Raw genomic sequence first — 17,248 nt, 5'->3', positions numbered from 1 at the left:
CAATATGAATTTGTCAGCCGATGATCGTCGCCAAACGTTTGTGGCACATGCTTGCTGCGCACCTGGTCCGGGCTATCCGCCTGGCAGGCAGGCCAGCCAGTGCTTGTATAAAGGTCAGCTATGCTTTATCAACTGCATGAACTCAATCGCGCGTTTCTGAACCCGATGATGCAATGGGCCGAAACCTCGGCCAAACTCTTCTCGGACCCGGTTTCCCCGCTCGCCCACACCCCCTTCTCGCAGCGCATCGCCGCCGGCTATGAGCTGCTCTATCGCCTGTCCAAGGAATACGAAAAGCCGCAGTTCAACATCGGCGAAGTGCCGGTCGATGGCAAGCCCACTGGCATCGTCGAGGAAGTGGTGGAGGAAAAACCCTTCGCCCGCCTGATCCACTTCAAGAAGGATCTCAACGCGCGCCAGATTGCCGCCCTCAAGCAGCCGACCGTGCTGGTGGTAGCGCCGCTGTCCGGCCACCACTCCACCCTGCTGCGCGAAACCGTGCGCGCCCTGCTGCAGGAACATGACGTTTTCATCACCGACTGGACCGATGCCCGCATGGTGCCGGTCGAACAGGGCGAATTCCACCTGCATGACTACGTCTACTACGTCCAGGACTTCATCCGCACCCTGGGTCCGGACGTGCACGTGATCTCGGTCTGCCAGCCGACCGTGCCGGTGCTGGCCGCCATCGCGCTGATGGCCAGCGCCAACGATCCCAAGCTGCCCAGGAGCATGACCATGATGGGCGGCCCCATCGATGCCCGCAAGTCGCCCACCTCGGTGAACGACCTGGCCACCGAAAAGCCCTTCTCCTGGTTCGAGAACACGGTGATCTACAGCGTCCCGGCCAACTATCCCGGCTTCGGTCGCAAGGTCTACCCGGGCTTCCTGCAGCACGCCGGCTTCGTGGCCATGAACCCGCGCCGCCATGCCCAGAGCCACTGGGATTTCTACATGCACCTGCGCGATGGCGACGACGCCTCGGCCGAGGAACACCGCAAGTTCTACGACGAGTACAACGCCGTGCTGGACATGCCGGCCGAGTTCTACCTGGAAACCATCAAGGTGGTGTTCCAGGACTTCAACCTGGCCCGTGGCACCTGGGAAATCGAAGGCAAGCCGGTGCGCCCGCAGGACATCAAGTCGGTCGCCCTCTTCACCATCGAAGGCGAACTGGATGACATCTCCGGCTCCGGCCAGACCCAGGCCGCGCAGGAACTGTGCAGCAGCATCCCCAAGGCGCGCAAGCAGCACTTCACCGTGCCCAAGGCCGGCCACTACGGCATCTTCTCGGGCCGCCGCTGGCGCGAGATCGTCTGTCCCAAGATCGGCGAATTCATCCGCGCCAATGCCTGATCGGCGCTGGCACGACTGATCCGCCACTCCCCTCGGAACGGCGCCCGTGAAAACGCGGCGCCGTTCTGCTTTGCGCTGGCGGCATGACTTCGGCGCGGTTTGGCCGGATAATAGCGCCCTTATTCTGCAGAACTGCCCGACCGACGTGCCGCCATCCGCCTCCTTCTCGTCCCCTTTGTCCCCTTTGTCTACGTTGGCAACTTCGTCAGCCTCGCTGGCCGACCGTATCGAAGACCTGCTGCCGCAGACCCAGTGCACCAAGTGCGGCTATCCCGCCTGCCGCCCCTATGCCGAAGCCATCGCCGAAGGACGTGCCGAGTACAACCAGTGCCCGCCCGGTGGTGCCGAAGGGGTGGCGCGACTGGCGCAGTTGCTGGGCCGGCCGGTGATTCCGCTCAATCCCGTCCATGGCAGCGAACAACCGCGTCGCCTGGCCGTGATCGATGAACAGGTCTGTATCGGCTGCACCCTGTGCATCCAGGCCTGCCCGGTGGATGCCATTGCCGGCGCGGCCAAGCAGATGCATACCGTGATCGATGCCCTGTGCACCGGTTGTGACCTGTGCGTGGCGCCTTGCCCGGTGGACTGCATCAGCATGGTGGAGGTCACGCCCGGCCGCACCGGCTGGCAGGCCTGGAGCCAGCAGCAGGCCGACGAGGCCCGTGCCCGTCACGACTGGCGCACGGTGCGTCTGCGTCGCGACAAGCTGGAAAACGATGCCCGCCTGGCCGCCAAGGCCGCCGCCAAATTGAAGGAAGTGGAAGCCGCTGCCGCCGGCACGCCCGAAGAGCAGGCCGAACTGGCCCGCAAGAAGGCCATCATCCAGGCCGCCATGGAACGTGCGCGGCAAAAGAAGCTGCAGGCGGCACAAGACAGCCAAGACACGCCAGCCCCGCCGACCAACCCGACCGACAGCGAGCCAGCATGAACCCGACCAAACGCCGCGAGATCTTCGAACGTCTGCGCCAGGCCAATCCCACCCCGACCACCGAGCTGGAATACACCACCCCGTTCGAACTGCTGATCGCCGTGCTGCTCTCGGCCCAGGCCACCGACGTCTCGGTCAACAAGGCCACCCGCAAGCTCTATCCGGTGGCCAATACGCCCGAGGCGATCTTCAGGATGGGCGTGGACCAGCTCATGCCCTATATCCAGACCATTGGCCTGTATCGCACCAAGGCCAAGAACGTCATCGAGACCTGCCGCATCCTGATCGAACAGCATGGCGGCGAGGTGCCGGAATCGCGCGAGGCGCTGGAAGCCCTGCCGGGAGTCGGCCGCAAGACCGCCAACGTGGTCCTGAACACGGCCTTCGGTCATCCCACCATCGCGGTGGATACGCATATCTTCCGCGTCTCCAACCGCACCGGCCTCGCCCCGGGCAAGGATGTGGACGAGGTCGAACGCAAGCTCATCAAGTTCGTCGCCCCGGAATTCCGCCAGGATGCGCACCACTGGCTGATCCTGCATGGCCGCTATACCTGCATTGCGCGCAAGCCCCAGTGCTGGAACTGCATCATCGCCGATCTGTGTGAATTCAAGCAGAAGACGCCACTTCCGGCCAAGGGCGTGTGAAGCTCTGAAGCTCCGGACTGGCGACTGGCCGATCCGACGCGGCCGCTTCAGCGCGGCAGTCCGCTGAAGCGCTCCACCGGCACCCAGCGCTGATCCTTCACTTCATACATGGTAAAGGTGGGGTTGAGCAGATCCCCCTCCTCATTGAACGCGACCGTGCCGCTGACACCCTCGAAGCGCAGGCGATGCATGGCCCGGGCCACCAGCTCCGGGTCACTGCTGCCGGCCTGGCGGATACCCTGGATGATGGCCTGTGCCGCCTCATAGGCGAACACGGCATAGAGGTCGATATTGGAATCGAAACTCTGGCTATAGCGCTGGCGGAAGCCCTTCCAACCCGGCATCTTGTCCTGCGGCGGACCCGGCTCCAGCACCAGCGCGCCATTGGCATCGGCGCCGGCACGCATCAGGAAGGGCAAGCCAACGGTACCGGCAGAGGCCATCAATCGGGCCTCCAGCTTGAGCCGGCGGATGGATTTGGCCAGGATGCCGGCCTGCCAGTCCAGACCGCCGAAGAAGATCAGGTCGGGCGCCTGTTTGCGCGCTTCCATCAATGGAGCATTGAAGTCCGAGGTCTTGTCACTGACAGAATAGCGGCCCAGCACCCTCGCCCCCTGCGCCTCTGCCTGGCGGGCAAACTGCTCGGCCAGGCCCTGACCGAAGGGGGTACGGTCGTCGATGGTCACCACGGTTTTGACACCCAGCCTGGCGATCGCATAATCGGCCGCCAGCCGCCCCACGCTTTCATTGTTGGGAATGGTGCGGAAGATGCGCGGATAAGACAGGGAAGTCAGCTTGCGGCTCATCGCCGAAGGGGTGACCTGGATCACGCCGGCCGCATGATAGACGGGCGCGGCCACCAGGCTGGTACCGCTGGTCCAATGCCCGACCACGCCGATGACACGCTGCCCCACCAGATAGCGGGCCACGTATTCCGCCGTACCGGGATCGGCCCGGTCATCCTGGGAAACCAGCTTGAGCCGATAGGATTTGCCGCCAATGCGCAGGCCGCGCTGGTTGGCTTCGTCTACCGCCAGTTGCACGCCGTTCTGCATGCTGCGGCCCACGGCCATGGAGGCCCCGCTCAGCGGACCGGCAAAACCGATGGCCAGGGTATCGTCCACGCTATCGGCCTCATCAGTCACCGCTGGCACGTCCCGCTTGGCAGGCGCTGCCCAGGCCGGCGTGCTCAATGCATTCACCGCAGTCACAGCCATCGCGGCCACGGCGGCCCATGTCAGCAAGGCAGCCGACCCGCGCCGCAGCCAGGACATCCCGTGGCGGGGAGGCCCCATCAGGCTTCCAACAAAACGCATGCACTATCCCTTCTCTCTGCCCGGCCTCACGCCCCCTGTCACCGCCACGCGGCGATGCGGCCAGGTTGGTCTTTGGATGGATTATTCAGATGCTTGTTGTGTGGAAAGAATAGTACTTCATCTGCGGCCGCTGCGGGGCCGCTCTGCCGGGGCCGCCTGAAAGCCCCGGCAGACCAGCGTAAAATAGCGCTTTGTCACCGAATTGCGCACCGCCATGTTCACGCCGTCCCAGCACGATGTCCGCCGCTTCTTCTGCGAAGCCTATCGCAAGCACCAGGGCCATGAAATCCTCACGCCGCTGGAAGCCATCGCCCGCGACTGGATCATGCAGCATCCGGAATATCACGACGGCCTGCGCGACGTCGAGGCCGCCATCGCCGCCGATTACTCGGTCGAGCAGGGCCAGAGCAATCCCTTCCTGCACCTGTCGATGCACCTGTCGATCACGGAACAGATCTCCATCGACCAGCCGCCCGGCATCCGCGCCGCCTTCCAGTCGCTGGCGCAGCGCCGTGGCTCGGAGCACGAGGCCCATCACGAGATCATGGAAGCCCTGGGCGAGATGATCTGGAACGCCCAGCGCAATGGCCTGCCCCCGGACGGGGCCGCCTATATCGAGAATATCAAGCGACGTGCCCAGGGGTGATTCCCTGCAGCCACGGTCATGAAAGTGAATCCGGCGACGAACTGCGCAGCAGGGCCGGAATACGCTCCTTGAGTTCCGGGTCCATGTGCATCTTCTGCAGGCAAAGTGCCAGATAAGCCGGATCGCTGACCAGTCCGATTGCCTTGTCATAAGCCACGTCAACGCTCTGGCCGTAGGCCAGCCGGGCTTTGTCCCAGGCAGCCTGCGGCACCGTTCCCCAGTGGGCGATCATCATGGCCAGATCGATGGCATCACGGCTGGCGACCGACTTGTCACCCCAGCGGTCGGCATTGGCGAGCAACTTCTCGGCATACATGTCTTCCGGCGCCAGCACGGGGATGCCCCATTGCGGATGCATTGCTCCCGCGACATGGATGCGCCCCTCGCTGACGACTTCGAATTTCACCGGCACATCGTCGATCCGGAGGAAGGTACGGATGCCATAGCGATCAGCGCGCACCTCGCGCATCAGCTCAAGCGGCGTACGCGCCATCTGTCCCAGGGAAGCGTTGGTAATGGTATTGCGCAAGGCGCGGTAGCCTTCCTGAGAACTGCAGAGAAAGTCGACATCCAGGGATTCGCGATATTCGTCCAGCGCCAGGACAATGGCCGTTCCACCACCGAAGAAACACCCACAGCTGAGCAGGAAATCACCATCCAGCGCTGCGAGCAAACCGGCGATGCGGCGATGATGCGCTCGCTTAAACATGCAGGACGCCGTGACCGTACTGGTGGATCAGGCGATCCAGCATGGCCCGCTCCGCAGGGGGCATGGCGTCCTGGTCGACGAACCTCCAGTTGCGTTCGTAAAGGTCGAACGCTTCCGCACCGGTGATCGCATCGCGAGGATCACGATTCCAGGCGATCAGACGGAGCTGGGGGAAGTCCCCGATGACGACGAGTTCGGCGGCGAAGTTCATGAATCGATTATGCATCATGAACTATTCCTTATCAAACCAGCAGGTCCATCGACCGGGCACCAGCCTGGCCCGGCCTGCCTGTGCGCCAAGATGCCCCGGTTATTTGCGCAACACCAGCGTCCCCGGCAGGCTGTGCAGGAAGGCCGCGATATCGGCGATATCCCGGTCCGACAGCGGCTTGGCCAGCGGCGACATGATGGCGTTGTTGCGGCCGTTCATGGCGCTGTCGCCGCGCCGGTAGGCGGTCAGGGCGTGCTTGATGTAGTCCTCGTGCTGGCCGGCCAGCTTGGGATAGGCGGGGTCGGTGGGTGAGGTGTAGTCCTTGCCGTGGCAGGAGGCGCAATTGTACTTTTCCATCAGCGCGCGGCCGTTGGCGATATCGGCCGCGGTGGCGGCCTGCGACAGCAGCGTGGCAGCCGCCAGCAGTGCCAGAGCGATCAGCTTGTTGTTCATCTCGTGGCTCCCTTCACTTCTGCTGCGAATAGTAGGCGGCCAGGTCGGCAATGTCCTGGTCCGACAGGCTGGCCGAAATGCCCATCATGGAGGGATGCTTGCGCTCTCCCTTCTGGTAGGCCCGCAGCGCGTTCTCGATGTACTTGGCAGACTGGCCACCCAGCATCGGTACCTGATAGACCTCGGGGAAACTGGCTTTGTAGCCGGGGATGCCATGGCAACCGATGCACATGGAGACTTTGTTTTCAGCGGCCTTGGCATTGCCGACGATGTCCGCCGCAGACGCACTGCCGAGCATGCCGGTCAAGGCAAGAAACACGAGGTGTTTTTTCATGTGAGCTGGCTAAGATGATTGGACTTGCCATCCGTCCCGCACGTAACGGCTGCGCAACGGACACCCGACGAAACGCATCTTTTGCTACCAGCGGCAAACTTTATCGTACTTGTTAGATTGTGCTGGTCTTGCAGGTTTGGCTGTTCTGCTATGGCTCAACCGGTGTTTTGGCTCAAGCTTGTCTCTCCACTCCCCCTGCCTTGCGCAAAAAACGCTTTTGATTCTAACCAATAAAACCGGCAGCGTCATCCCTGCCCGCAGCACCGGCCGATCAGGCGCAACAGCCCGCCAGCTGCGGCCTGGCGGGCGGATGGGGTGTTATATGCGCTGCAATATCAGGAATATGGAATGTGGCTGATGTCAGCTTCAGGCGACATGACGACTGGCCTGATGATGCAGATCATCTGATTGAACAAGTGAAGCCTGGTGCCACTTCCCATCGGCTGCACCGGCATCGTCTCCCTCGTCGTCATCGTCATCCTGCTCGTCTTCGGCTTCATCTTGCAGCGCGGCATGTGAACGCTCGGGGAGAATGAAATACCACGGCCGGACGACGAAACGGCGCAACACTGCCCGCATGGCCACGTTGCGCGCACGGCGCGGCAGGTCACGCGAGCGCAGGGCCAGCGCCAGGGCGCAGGCGAAGGCCACCGCCACCGACAGCAGGGCGGTGATGGCCACACCCCCGGCGGCCAGCCAGAAGGCCGGCGTCATCAGGGATTCCCAGCCCAGGCTGAAGGCGGCGGCCGTCAGCGCCCCGGCCGCCAGGCTGACATGGCGAATATCCAGCGGCAGGCTGAAGAAGGCCGCCACCACCGGCGCCATGCCCAGCAGCACGGCCAGCGCCAGGCTGCCGGCGATGGTGGCCACGTTGCGCTCCAGCCAGGCGGCACAGCGCTGGGCGCGCATGGCCCCCAGGCCATGCACCAGGCGACGATGGTTGGACACCACCTCGCGCACCCGGCGCAGGGCAAACCAGTTGTCGGCAAAGCCGGCGGCCAGGCTGGCCAGCCACAGCAGTATCCCGGTCAGGGCGGCATACAGCGGCGTGGGGCCGACCAGTGACAGGCTGGCCAGGGTCTGGCGCGCTGTCTCCACCGGCATGGACTTGCCACCCAGTGCAAACCAGCCCAGGGCGCACAGCGCGGCCGTGACCGGCACCACCGCCAGCAGATTGCCGAAGATGCCGGCCGATTGCGAGCGCAACAGCTGGCCCGACTCCGCGATCAGCTCGCGCATGCCCTGCCCGTCCAGCTCCCCCATGCGCGAGGCCAGGGCCGGTGCGGTCACGGCCGGCTGGCGCGTGGCCAGCACGCCGCCCAGGGCGGCGATCAGCAGGAAGCTGGCTGCGTAGTTCAGCGAGGCCAGTGCGCCATCGACGAAGTGCCCCACGCCCAGCGACGACAGGCTCGTCTTGACCAGGGCGGTCCCGGCGATCACGGCACCGCCGATCAGACCGGCCCGCATCACCTTGCGATAGCCGGCACCGTCGCGGGCGATGGCCTGCTCGCGGTGATCGGCATTACGCTCCACCATCTTGCGTGCCAGCAGCGCGAAACTGCGCCGCATCAGGCCGCGTACCGAATCACGATGGTGGTGCGCGGAAATCAGGTCGCACAGCAGCAACTGCATGCGGCCGGCGCCGGCCTTGGCCGCCAGGCCCGGCACAGCCGGACTGATGGCCGGACCGGGTACGCCGGAGCGCACGTCGATCAGGCGCCCGATGCGTTGCAGGTGGGCGCGCATGCGCTCGACCCGGTACACCAGGCTGACCGAGACGCCGTATTCATCCAGGTGGGCATAGATGCGGTCGGTCTGGGCGTGGCACACCGCCACCAGCATGCGCACGCTGCGCAGCGCGCCCAGGTCGCCCGGCTGCGCCCGCAGCCAGGTCTCCATCTCGCGCCGCAGCGCCAGGAAGGGCGTGGCGCGCATCGGCATCTTGGGCTCCAGGCGCTGGCGGAAGGCGGGGCTGATGCCATCAGCCACCACCGTCATGGTGAGGTAGGTGATGGCCTCCTCGATCTGTTGCCAGTACATGTGCGAGATGCCGTCGTCGGCCATCAGTTTCCACAGGCGGACCAGCAGTTCATTGTCCAGCTCCACCAGCCAGGCGGCATCCTCCGGATCGGGGAACATGGCCGTAAACAGCGAGGACAGGTCGGTGGGTGACAGATGGCGCGGCAGCACCAGGCGCGCCAGGCGCTCCGAGAGTTCGCCGAAGAAGCCGGGCTCGTGCGGCAGGCCGGTAGTGGAAAAGAGTTCGGGGCCGGTGGCTTCGCGCAGGGTCTTTTGCAGCGCCTTCTGGACCTCGCGCCGCACGTCGCGGTGCTGGTCCAGCCAGTCCAGCATGATCGCCAGCCGCTGACGCCGCACCTTGTGCCAGCTCTGGCGGTCCAGCAGCGATACCGCCGGGCGATGGCGCAGCCACTCGGCCACGTCGATCATCCAGTTGGCGCGTTCATGCCAGCTCGCCGCGGCATCGATGCGTCGCATCAACACCTCCAGCTGGCGGCCGACATCCTGCCGGTCCATGTAACGCGCCTGCATGCCGTGGCGCATTCGTCTCCACACCACCAGCATCTTGAAGAACAGGAATTTCATGGGCAGTGAGCGCCGTGGGCGCTTCCATTTTGTTGCATGCGTGACCAGCTATATATGAATGATTTCACCAAATTCAAGCCCACTCGGGATGGCATGGGTTTTCCCTTATACTCGGAGAAACACGAAGAAACAGGTGGCGCCGCCTTTGCACTGCCGCTGCACCGCCGCATTTGCCAGACTCACAGACACGCAGACACCCTACGCTTTGCCTCCAGCAACCTGACAAGGACCGCATCCATGCCAGATCATTCCGCATCTTCCTCCGCTCCTCAATCCGCGCGCTTCAACGGTAGCGAGAACTACGTCGCCACCGACGACCTCAAGCTGGCCGTCAATGCCGCTCTCACCCTGCAACGGCCCCTGCTGATCAAGGGCGAGCCCGGCACCGGCAAGACCATGCTGGCCGAGGAGGTGGCGGCCGCGCTCGGCCGGCCGCTGCTGCAGTGGCACATCAAATCGACCACGAAAGCCCAGCAGGGGCTGTATGAATATGACGCGGTATCGCGTCTGCGGGATTCGCAACTGGGCGACGAGCGCGTCAAGGATATTCACAACTACATCGTCAAAGGTGTCCTGTGGCAAGCCTTCACCTCGGAAGAGCCGGTGGTGCTGCTGATCGACGAGATCGACAAGGCCGACATCGAATTCCCCAACGATCTGCTGCGCGAAATCGACCGCATGGAGTTCTACGTCTACGAGACGCGCGAACTGGTGAAGGCGCGGCACCGGCCGCTGGTGGTGATCACCTCCAACAACGAGAAGGAATTGCCGGACGCCTTCCTGCGCCGCTGCTTCTTCCACTACATCAAGTTCCCGGACAAGGCGACCATGCAGAGCATCGTCGATGTGCACTTCCCGCACATCAAACGTGAACTGCTGGCGCAGGCGCTGGAAGCCTTCTACCAGGTGAGGGACGTGCCCGGCATCAAGAAGAAGCCGTCGACCTCGGAGCTGATCGACTGGCTCAAGCTGCTCATGGCCGAGGACATCCCGCCCGAGGCCCTGCACAACCCGGACAACAAGGCCGTAGTGCCGCCGCTGCACGGCGCCCTGCTCAAGAACGAGCAGGATGTGCACCTGTTCGAAAGGCTGGTGTTCATGTCCCGGACCAATCGCTGAAGCGCTGAACCACCACTGAACCACTGCTGAGCACGCCCTACCCGCCCCAGGAGCCGTCATGCAATTTCTCTCGCCGATCACCTTGAAGGGCCAGTTCGCCACCGTCGAGCCACTGCATCCCGAGCATCACGATGCACTCATCGCGGCGGTCTCGGACGGCAAGCTGTGGAAGCTCTGGTACACGGCCATCCCCAAGCCGGAGACCATGCGCGCCGAAATCGAAAGACGCCTGAACCTGCAGCAGCAAGGCAGCATGCTGCCCTTCGTGATCCGCCGCAACGACACCGGCGCCCTGTGCGGGATGACCACCTACATGAACGCCGACGTCGCCCACCGGCGTGTGGAGATCGGCTCGACCTGGTATGCCGCGAGTGCCCAGCGCACCGGCATCAATACCGAGTGCAAGCTGATGATGCTGACCCATGCCTTCGAAGACATGCACTGCATCGCCGTCGAGTTCCGCACCCACTGGATGAACCAGCAATCGCGCGCGGCCATTGCCCGCCTGGGCGCCAAGCAGGATGGCATCCTGCGCAATCACCAGCGCATGCCGGACGGGTCCTATCGCGATACGGTGGTGTTTTCCATCATCGAATCGGAATGGCCGACGGTGCGCCGCCATCTGCAGTTCAAGCTGGGGCGCTGAGCCCGCCTGCCCATGCTCATCGATTTCTTCTACACCGTGAAGCAGGCCGGGGTGCCGGCCTCGATCAAGGAATTCCTGACCCTGCTGGAAGCCATGGACCGCCAGGTGATCCATCCTTCCCTGGACGAGTTCTACTATCTGGCGCGGCTCACGCTGGTCAAGGACGAAGCCCACTTCGACAAGTTCGACCGCGCCTTCGGGGCTTACTTCAAGGGCGTGGAAACGATCTTTGAAAAGCGGCCCGACATCCCGCTGGAATGGCTGGTCAAGCAATTGCAGCGCGACCTGACCCCGGAACAGAAGGCCGCCATCGAGAAATTCGGCTACGACAAGCTGATGGATCGCCTGAAGCAATTGCTGGAAGAACAGAAGGAACGCCACGAAGGCGGCAGCAAGTGGATCGGCACCGGTGGCGTCTCCCCCTTCGGCCATGGCGGTTTCAACCCGGAAGGCATCCGCATCGGTGGCAAGGGGGGCCAGCGCAGCGCGGTGAAGGTATGGGAGGAACGCCAATACCAGGATTACGACGGCGAGCGCGAACTGGGTACGCGCAACATCAAGGTGGCGCTGCGCCGCCTGCGCCGCTTTGCCCGCGAGGGACTGGAGGAAGAACTGGCGCTGGACGACACCATCCGCGCCACCGCCAGCAATGCCGGCTATCTCGACATCCGCATGCAGCCCGAGCGCAAGAACAAGATCAAGGTCTTGATGCTGTTCGACGTCGGCGGCTCCATGGACGACCACATCGCCCGCACCGAAGAGCTGTTCTCGGCCGCCCGTACCGAATTCAAGAACATGGAGTTCTTCTACTTCCACAACTGCGTCTATGACTACCTGTGGAAGAACAACCGGCGGCGCCATGCCGAACGTTTCCCGACCTGGGACGTCCTGCGCAAGTACACGCCGGACACCAAGCTCATCTTCGTGGGCGATGCCACCATGAGCCCCTACGAGATCGTGCAGCCGGGCGGCGCGGTGGAATACAACAATGCCGAAGCCGGCGCCGACTGGCTGCAGCGTTTCACGGCCGCCTTCCCGCACTTCGTCTGGTTGAATCCCGAGCCGGAAGGCCTATGGCAATACCGCCAGTCGATCGCGCTGATCCGCCAGCTGATGAACGACCGCATGTTCCCGCTCACCATGGATGGGCTGGAGCGGGCGATGCGGCTGCTCAGCAAATGAAGGGAATGAAAGGATTGAAGGTTCAGGCCGCCACCGGGGTATAACCGGCTTCCTCGATCGCCTCGGCCAAGGACTGCGCCGGCAGGCTGCTGTCGATGACTACGCGCTTGTCGGCCACCGTGATATCGACCCGGGCATTGGCGTCCACGTCCTTGACGGCCTTGGTGATGACACCGGCGCAGTGGTTGCAGGTCATGTCGTTGACGGTAAAGGTGACGGGGGTGCTCATGGCATTTCCTTTCATGAAGTGATGGCAATGGGGGAAGCTTAAACCTTCCTACCGTGGCAAGGTCAAGCGCAAGAATTCACCATCCGTGCGAAAATCGGGCTTGACCTTACCATCATGGGAAGGATGAAGATGAAGGTATCCGATTCATCCTCCCGGAGTTCGCCATGAATGATTCCTCCACTGCCACGGCCGAGATCAGCCTCGATATCGAAGGTATGAGCTGCGCCTCGTGCGTGATGCGCGTCGAGAAGGCCCTGAAGAAAATCCCCGGCGTGACCGAGGTCAGCGTCAACCTGGCCACCGAACGCGCCAGCATCGCCACGGCCGACGCGGTCCCGCCTGCCACCCTGATCGCCGCCATCGAAAAGGCCGGCTACCAGGCCCGCGAACATCTGCCCGAACAAGCTAGTACCCCGCCCAGCGGCCGTACCCTGCCCTCCTGGTGGCCGGTGGCGCTGGCGGCCGCGCTCTCGCTGCCGCTGGTGCTGCCCATGCTGCTGGCTCCCCTGGGCAGCAGCTGGAGCCTGCCGCCGCTGTGGCAATGGCTACTGGCCACGCCCGTGCAGTTCTGGCTGGGCTGGCGCTTCTACCACGCCGGCTGGGGCGCGCTGCGCGCCCGCTCGGGCAATATGGACTTGCTGGTGGCGCTGGGGACCAGCGCCGCCTATGGCCTCTCGCTCTGGCAATGGCTGCGCATGCCGGCCATGGATGGCCATGCCATGGCGATGCCGCATCTCTACTTTGAAAGCTCGGCCGTGGTCATCACCCTGGTGTTGCTGGGCAAATGGCTGGAAGGCCGCGCCAAGCGCCAGACCGCCGACGCCATCGCCGCCCTCAATGCGCTGCGCCCGGACCGCGCCCGCGTGCGCCGCCACGGGCAGGATGTCGAGGTGCCGCTGGCCCAGGTGAAGGTGGGCGACCTGGTGGTGCTGCGCGCCGGTGAGCGGGTGCCGGTGGACGGCGTGGTGCGCGAGGGTCGCAGCCATCTGGACGAAGCCATGCTCACCGGCGAGAGCCGGCCGCAAGCCAAGGAAGTCGGCGACACCCTGTCGGCCGGTGCCATCAATGCCGAAGGCGTGCTGGTGTTCGAAACCACCGCCGTCGGTGCCGAGACCGTGCTGGCGCGCATCGTGCGCATGGTGGAGCAGGCCCAGGCCGCCAAGGCGCCGATCCAGCGCCTGGTGGACAAGGTCAGCGCGGTCTTCGTGCCTGCCGTGCTGCTGCTGTCCCTGCTGACCTTCCTCGGCTGGGGCCTGGCTGCGGGCGACTGGGAACAGGCCCTGCTCAACGCGGTGGCGGTGATGGTGATCGCCTGCCCCTGCGCCCTGGGCCTGGCCACACCGACCGCCATCATGGCCGGTACCGGCGTGGCGGCGCGCCACGGCATCCTCATCAAGGATGCGCAGGCGCTGGAAATCGCGCACCGGGTGGATGTGATCGCCTTCGACAAGACCGGCACCCTGACCCTGGGCCGGCCGCGCCTGACCGAACTGGAGGAAGGAGAAGGCGCCGGCCCGTCCGGCAAAGCGCGGCTGCTGGCCCTGGCCGCTGCCCTGCAGGCGCGCAGCGAACATCCGCTGGCCCGCGCGGTGCTGGACGCTGCAGCGGCGGAACCTGGCCTGGCGACGCTGCAGGCCAACGATGTGCGCAGTGTTGCCGGACTGGGTATCGAAGGCGAGGTCGAGGGGCGCACGCTGTATCTGGGCAGCAGCCGCTGGATGCAACAACTGCAGGCCTCGGCCCCGGCCTTGCAGGCGCGTGCGGCGCATTTGCAGGCGCAGGGACGCACCTTGTCCTGGCTGGCGCAACGCGACGCGGAAGGCGTGACGGTGCTGGGCCTGCTGGCCTTCGGCGATCAGATCAAGCCCGGCGCCCGGCAAGCCATCGCCACCCTGCATGCGCTGGGCATCCGTACCGCCATGCTCAGCGGCGACAACCGGGGCGCCGCGCAACAGGTGGCCGATGTGCTGGGTATCCAGGATGTGCGCGCCGAAGTGCTGCCGGGTGACAAGGCCGCAGCGGTCACGGCCCTGCGCGAGCATGGCGCGCACGTGGTGGCGATGGTCGGCGACGGCATCAACGATGCGCCCGCGCTGGCGGCCGCCGACGTCGGCATCGCCATGTCCACCGGGACCGACGTGGCCATGCAGGCGGCCGGCGTGACGCTGATGCATGGCGACCCGGGACTCGCAGCGGACGCCATCGACATCTCCCGCCGCACCTACGGCAAGATCCGCCAGAACCTGTTCTGGGCCTTCATCTACAACCTGATCGGCATTCCGCTGGCGGCCTTCGGCCTGCTCAACCCCATGCTGGCAGGCGCGGCGATGGCCTTTTCCAGCGTCAGCGTGGTCAGCAATGCATTGCTGCTGCGTCGCTGGCGGCCGCATCCACAGGATGTGCCACAAAACCTGAGCAACGAGGGAACCCAGCCATGAATATCGGAGAAGCCGCCAGCGCCTCGGGCGTATCGGCCAAGATGATCCGCCACTATGAAGAGACCGGGCTGATCCCGCGTGCCGGGCGCACCGATGCCGGTTACCGCGTCTATGGCGAGCGCGACGTGCACCTGCTGCGCTTCATCCGGCAGGCACGCCAGCTCGGGTTTTCCATGGCCCAGGTGAGCGACCTGATCGGGCTCTGGCTGGACCAGTCGCGCTCCAGCCGCAAGGTCAAGCAACTGGCACAGACCCACATCGGCGAATTGGACCAGCGCATCCGCGAACTGCAGACCATGAAGGCCACGCTGGAACGCCTGGCCCAGGATTGCCATGGCGACAGCCGTCCCGACTGCCCCATCCTCGATGCCCTGGGCGGCCAGGGAGATTGCTGCGCCCGGCAGGGAACGTCGGCATGAAGGTGCTGCGCTGGGGCATCATCGGCTGCGGCGCCGTGACCGAGCGCAAGAGCGGCCCGGCCTACCAGCGCACGCCCGGCTTCGCGCTGGCCGGCGTGATGCGACGGGATGGCGCGCTGGCGGCCGACTATGCGCACCGCCACGGTGTCGCGCGCTGGTTCGACGATGCCCACGCTCTGATCCACGACCCCGATATCGACGCCGTCTACGTCGCCACCCCGCCCGACAGCCACTGCCATTACGCGCTCAAGGTCGCCGCCGCCGGCAAGCCCTGCTGTGTGGAAAAGCCCATGGCCCCCAGCCACGCGCAATGTCTGCAGATGCTGGCCGCCTTCGAACGGGCGCAGCAGCCCTTGTTCGTGGCCTATTACCGGCGCTCGCTGCCACGCTTCGAACAAGTGCGCCAATGGCTGGCTGAAGGCCGCATCGGCACTGCGCGCCACATCCACTGGCAACTGGCGCGCCCACCGGGGCCGGACGACCTGCAGCGACGCTACCGCTGGCGCACCGACGCCCGCATCGCCCCGGGTGGCTATTTCGACGACCTCGGCAGTCACGGACTGAACCTGTTTTCGTACTTCTTCGGCGAAGTGGCCGAGGTATCCGGCTGCGGCAGCAACCAGCAGGGCCTGTACAGCGCCTGCGATGCGGTGGCCGCAAGCTGGCGCTATCGCAGCGGCGTGACCGGCAGCGGCAGCTGGCATTTCGGCAGCTTCGAGCGCGCCGACCGGGTGGAGATCACGGGCAGCGCCGGCAAGATCGTTTTTTCCGTATTCGAGGAAGTGGCCCTGCAACTTCACACGGCCGATACCACGCTGCACCTGGAGATCGCCAACCCCGACCCGATCCAGCTGCATCACGTCAGCAACATGCAGCTTCACCTGGACGGCGGTACGCGCCATCCTTCCTGCGGCGACAGCGCCGCCCATACGGCCTGGATGATGGAAACCATCCTGCGTCCAAAATGACATAATGTCTGCGGCGTTGCCGGCGGGGGGACCGACGGTGCCGCAGGCTGCGGGATGATCGCGCTCGGATGCCACCCATCACTCAGCTATCACTCAGCTATCACTCACCAGAACACAGAAGAGGGAGATTGCTTGCCATGCCCCAGACCAATCATCTGAGTTTTGTCGACACTGACCAGTTGCACATCGGCTTCGAAGTCAGCGGCCCGTCCGACGCCCCGCCAGTGGTCTTGCTGCATGGCTGGCCGGACGACGTGCGGACCTGGGATGCCCTGCTGCGTCCACTGCGTGCGGCCGGCTACCAGGTGATCCGCCCCTACCTGCGCGGCTACGGACCGACCCGCTTCCACGCCGACAGCACCCCGAGGAGCGGCCAGCTGGCCGCGTTGGGCAGTGACCTCATGGCCTTCGTCGACGCCCTCGGCCTGCAGCGTTACGCGCTCATCGGCCACGACTGGGGCGCCCGTGCCGCCTATATCGCCGCCTCGCAGACACCCGAACGCATCAGCCACTGCATCACCCTGTCGGTGGGCTGGGGGACCAACCGGCCGGACCAGAAACTGACGCTGCAGCAATCGCGTAACTACTGGTACCACTGGTATTTCGCCACCGAACGTGGCGCGGCCGAACTGCGCGAGGACCGTCGGGCCTTCACGCGTTTCATGTGGAATAGCTGGTCACCGTCGTGGAAGTTTGCCGAGAGCGAGTTCAACAATACCGCCGCCTCCTTCGACAATCCGGACTGGGTCGATATCTGCCTGCACTCCTACCGTCATCGCTGGGGCTTCGCCGAGGGTGACCCGACCTATGCCGCCCTGGAAGCGCGGCTGCAGGACACGCCGCGCATCATGGTGCCCACGCTGGTGCTGCATGGCGCCGAGGATGGCGCCAACGCCCCTGCTACCTCCGAGGGCCGGGACAAGTTCTTCGGCAAGGACTATCGGCGCGTGCTGATCCCGGGTGCCGGCCACTTCCCGCAGCGCGAACGACCGGACGAGGTCACCGAGGAAATCATGGCCTGGCTGGCACGCCCGGCCTGATCC

Annotated in this window: 18 protein-coding genes; 11 read left to right on the top strand and 7 right to left on the bottom strand. The window is 64.8% G+C overall.

Annotated features, from left to right (window positions below):
- Positions 1 to 120 precede the first annotated feature (120 nt).
- From BTM36_RS02380 to nth, 3 genes are all read left to right on the top strand, one after another.
- Complete coding sequence (locus BTM36_RS02380) at positions 121 to 1,356, top strand: polyhydroxyalkanoate depolymerase (RefSeq protein ID WP_006465384.1); 1,236 nt, start codon at positions 121 to 123, stop codon at positions 1,354 to 1,356.
- A gap of 193 nt (positions 1,357 to 1,549) precedes the next feature.
- Positions 1,550 to 2,284 carry an electron transport complex subunit RsxB gene (rsxB, locus tag BTM36_RS02375; protein WP_254426891.1) on the top strand — a complete coding sequence of 245 codons (735 nt, stop codon included), beginning with the start codon at positions 1,550 to 1,552 and terminating at the stop codon, positions 2,282 to 2,284.
- A complete protein-coding gene (nth, locus tag BTM36_RS02370) occupies positions 2,281 to 2,931 on the top strand; it encodes an endonuclease III (RefSeq protein ID WP_006465382.1) in 651 nt (216 codons plus the stop codon). The genes rsxB and nth overlap by 4 nt, the downstream gene beginning before the upstream one ends.
- A 47-nt stretch (positions 2,932 to 2,978) precedes the next feature.
- Here nth and BTM36_RS02365 read toward each other — a convergent pair whose 3' ends face one another.
- A complete protein-coding gene (locus BTM36_RS02365; protein ID WP_254426890.1) occupies positions 2,979 to 4,226 on the bottom strand; it encodes a branched-chain amino acid ABC transporter substrate-binding protein in 1,248 nt (415 codons plus the stop codon).
- A gap of 235 nt (positions 4,227 to 4,461) precedes the next feature.
- Between BTM36_RS02365 and BTM36_RS02360 the strand changes: the two genes are divergently transcribed.
- Positions 4,462 to 4,893 carry a DUF1841 family protein gene (locus tag BTM36_RS02360; protein ID WP_077235065.1) on the top strand — a complete coding sequence of 144 codons (432 nt, stop codon included), beginning with the start codon at positions 4,462 to 4,464 and terminating at the stop codon, positions 4,891 to 4,893.
- Between the two features lie 16 nt (positions 4,894 to 4,909).
- Here the strand turns inward: BTM36_RS02360 and BTM36_RS02355 are convergent, their stop codons facing one another.
- The 5 genes from BTM36_RS02355 to BTM36_RS02335 form a co-directional block, all read right to left on the bottom strand.
- Positions 4,910 to 5,602 (bottom strand): nucleotidyl transferase AbiEii/AbiGii toxin family protein, encoded by a 693-nt coding sequence (locus BTM36_RS02355; protein ID WP_077235064.1) that lies wholly within the window; start codon positions 5,600 to 5,602, stop codon positions 4,910 to 4,912.
- Positions 5,595 to 5,831, bottom strand: a complete 237-nt coding sequence (locus BTM36_RS02350; RefSeq protein WP_006465378.1) for a hypothetical protein — start codon at positions 5,829 to 5,831, stop codon at positions 5,595 to 5,597. The genes BTM36_RS02355 and BTM36_RS02350 overlap by 8 nt, the downstream gene beginning before the upstream one ends.
- Positions 5,832 to 5,912: 81 nt before the next feature.
- Positions 5,913 to 6,266 (bottom strand): cytochrome c, encoded by a 354-nt coding sequence (locus BTM36_RS02345; protein WP_006465377.1) that lies wholly within the window; start codon positions 6,264 to 6,266, stop codon positions 5,913 to 5,915.
- Between the two features lie 13 nt (positions 6,267 to 6,279).
- Complete coding sequence (locus tag BTM36_RS02340) at positions 6,280 to 6,600, bottom strand: cytochrome c (RefSeq protein ID WP_039877055.1); 321 nt, start codon at positions 6,598 to 6,600, stop codon at positions 6,280 to 6,282.
- Positions 6,601 to 6,966: 366 nt separating this feature from the next.
- Positions 6,967 to 9,204 carry a preprotein translocase subunit TatB gene (locus BTM36_RS02335; protein ID WP_077235063.1) on the bottom strand — a complete coding sequence of 746 codons (2,238 nt, stop codon included), beginning with the start codon at positions 9,202 to 9,204 and terminating at the stop codon, positions 6,967 to 6,969.
- Positions 9,205 to 9,441: 237 nt separating this feature from the next.
- On the opposite strand from BTM36_RS02335, the gene BTM36_RS02330 reads away from it, so the two are divergent.
- Genes BTM36_RS02330 through BTM36_RS02320 form a run of 3 tightly spaced genes read left to right on the top strand, consistent with a single transcriptional unit; the run spans position 9,442 to position 12,151 of the window.
- The gene (locus BTM36_RS02330; protein ID WP_077235062.1) at positions 9,442 to 10,323 is read left to right on the top strand and encodes a MoxR family ATPase; all 882 of its coding nucleotides are present in this window, start codon (positions 9,442 to 9,444) and stop codon (positions 10,321 to 10,323) included.
- Positions 10,324 to 10,381: 58 nt separating this feature from the next.
- Entirely contained in the window at positions 10,382 to 10,969 is a 588-nt protein-coding gene (locus tag BTM36_RS02325) for a GNAT family N-acetyltransferase (RefSeq protein WP_077235061.1), read from the top strand.
- A gap of 12 nt (positions 10,970 to 10,981) precedes the next feature.
- Positions 10,982 to 12,151 (top strand): VWA domain-containing protein, encoded by a 1,170-nt coding sequence (locus BTM36_RS02320; protein ID WP_077235060.1) that lies wholly within the window; start codon positions 10,982 to 10,984, stop codon positions 12,149 to 12,151.
- 22 nt (positions 12,152 to 12,173) lie between these two features.
- Here BTM36_RS02320 and BTM36_RS02315 read toward each other — a convergent pair whose 3' ends face one another.
- On the bottom strand, positions 12,174 to 12,380 hold the full coding sequence (locus BTM36_RS02315) for a heavy-metal-associated domain-containing protein (RefSeq protein WP_077235059.1): 207 nt from the start codon (positions 12,378 to 12,380) through the stop codon (positions 12,174 to 12,176).
- Positions 12,381 to 12,544: 164 nt separating this feature from the next.
- Between BTM36_RS02315 and BTM36_RS02310 the strand changes: the two genes are divergently transcribed.
- The 4 genes from BTM36_RS02310 to BTM36_RS02295 all read left to right on the top strand — a co-directional run bounded on the left by BTM36_RS02310 (position 12,545) and on the right by BTM36_RS02295 (position 17,245).
- Positions 12,545 to 14,818 carry a cation-translocating P-type ATPase gene (locus BTM36_RS02310; RefSeq protein WP_077235058.1) on the top strand — a complete coding sequence of 758 codons (2,274 nt, stop codon included), beginning with the start codon at positions 12,545 to 12,547 and terminating at the stop codon, positions 14,816 to 14,818.
- Positions 14,815 to 15,237, top strand: coding sequence for a Cu(I)-responsive transcriptional regulator (gene cueR / locus BTM36_RS02305; RefSeq protein ID WP_077235057.1), 423 nt, complete (start codon positions 14,815 to 14,817; stop codon positions 15,235 to 15,237). Before BTM36_RS02310 ends, cueR begins: the two co-directional genes overlap by 4 nt.
- Positions 15,234 to 16,205 (top strand): Gfo/Idh/MocA family protein, encoded by a 972-nt coding sequence (locus BTM36_RS02300; RefSeq protein ID WP_077235056.1) that lies wholly within the window; start codon positions 15,234 to 15,236, stop codon positions 16,203 to 16,205. Before cueR ends, BTM36_RS02300 begins: the two co-directional genes overlap by 4 nt.
- Positions 16,206 to 16,342: 137 nt before the next feature.
- On the top strand, positions 16,343 to 17,245 hold the full coding sequence (locus tag BTM36_RS02295) for an alpha/beta fold hydrolase (protein WP_077235055.1): 903 nt from the start codon (positions 16,343 to 16,345) through the stop codon (positions 17,243 to 17,245).
- The last annotated feature ends 3 nt before the right edge of the window (positions 17,246 to 17,248 follow it).

Origin of the sequence: Herbaspirillum sp. VT-16-41 (genome assembly GCF_001994935.1) — a bacterium.
In the GTDB taxonomy this organism is placed as follows: Bacteria; Pseudomonadota; Gammaproteobacteria; order Burkholderiales; family Burkholderiaceae_D; genus Herbaspirillum; species Herbaspirillum frisingense.
Note: the sequence above shows the minus strand (reverse complement) of the source record. Positions and strands in the feature narration are given on the sequence as shown.

Excerpts from the sequence above, each read along its gene's own strand:
- BTM36_RS02380 (WP_006465384.1), top strand. The coding sequence starts at position 121 with ATGCTTTATCAACTGCATGAACTCAATCGCGCGTTTCTGAACCCGATG.
- nth (WP_006465382.1), top strand. The coding sequence starts at position 2,281 with ATGAACCCGACCAAACGCCGCGAGATCTTCGAACGTCTGCGCCAGGCC.
- BTM36_RS02365 (WP_254426890.1), bottom strand. The coding sequence starts at position 4,226 with ATGGGGCCTCCCCGCCACGGGATGTCCTGGCTGCGGCGCGGGTCGGCT.
- BTM36_RS02360 (WP_077235065.1), top strand. The coding sequence starts at position 4,462 with ATGTTCACGCCGTCCCAGCACGATGTCCGCCGCTTCTTCTGCGAAGCC.
- BTM36_RS02355 (WP_077235064.1), bottom strand. The coding sequence starts at position 5,602 with ATGTTTAAGCGAGCGCATCATCGCCGCATCGCCGGTTTGCTCGCAGCG.
- BTM36_RS02350 (WP_006465378.1), bottom strand. The coding sequence starts at position 5,831 with ATGATGCATAATCGATTCATGAACTTCGCCGCCGAACTCGTCGTCATC.
- BTM36_RS02345 (WP_006465377.1), bottom strand. The coding sequence starts at position 6,266 with ATGAACAACAAGCTGATCGCTCTGGCACTGCTGGCGGCTGCCACGCTG.
- BTM36_RS02340 (WP_039877055.1), bottom strand. The coding sequence starts at position 6,600 with ATGAAAAAACACCTCGTGTTTCTTGCCTTGACCGGCATGCTCGGCAGT.
- BTM36_RS02335 (WP_077235063.1), bottom strand. The coding sequence starts at position 9,204 with ATGAAATTCCTGTTCTTCAAGATGCTGGTGGTGTGGAGACGAATGCGC.
- BTM36_RS02330 (WP_077235062.1), top strand. The coding sequence starts at position 9,442 with ATGCCAGATCATTCCGCATCTTCCTCCGCTCCTCAATCCGCGCGCTTC.
- BTM36_RS02325 (WP_077235061.1), top strand. The coding sequence starts at position 10,382 with ATGCAATTTCTCTCGCCGATCACCTTGAAGGGCCAGTTCGCCACCGTC.
- BTM36_RS02320 (WP_077235060.1), top strand. The coding sequence starts at position 10,982 with ATGCTCATCGATTTCTTCTACACCGTGAAGCAGGCCGGGGTGCCGGCC.
- BTM36_RS02315 (WP_077235059.1), bottom strand. The coding sequence starts at position 12,380 with ATGAGCACCCCCGTCACCTTTACCGTCAACGACATGACCTGCAACCAC.
- BTM36_RS02310 (WP_077235058.1), top strand. The coding sequence starts at position 12,545 with ATGAATGATTCCTCCACTGCCACGGCCGAGATCAGCCTCGATATCGAA.
- cueR (WP_077235057.1), top strand. The coding sequence starts at position 14,815 with ATGAATATCGGAGAAGCCGCCAGCGCCTCGGGCGTATCGGCCAAGATG.
- BTM36_RS02300 (WP_077235056.1), top strand. The coding sequence starts at position 15,234 with ATGAAGGTGCTGCGCTGGGGCATCATCGGCTGCGGCGCCGTGACCGAG.
- BTM36_RS02295 (WP_077235055.1), top strand. The coding sequence starts at position 16,343 with ATGCCCCAGACCAATCATCTGAGTTTTGTCGACACTGACCAGTTGCAC.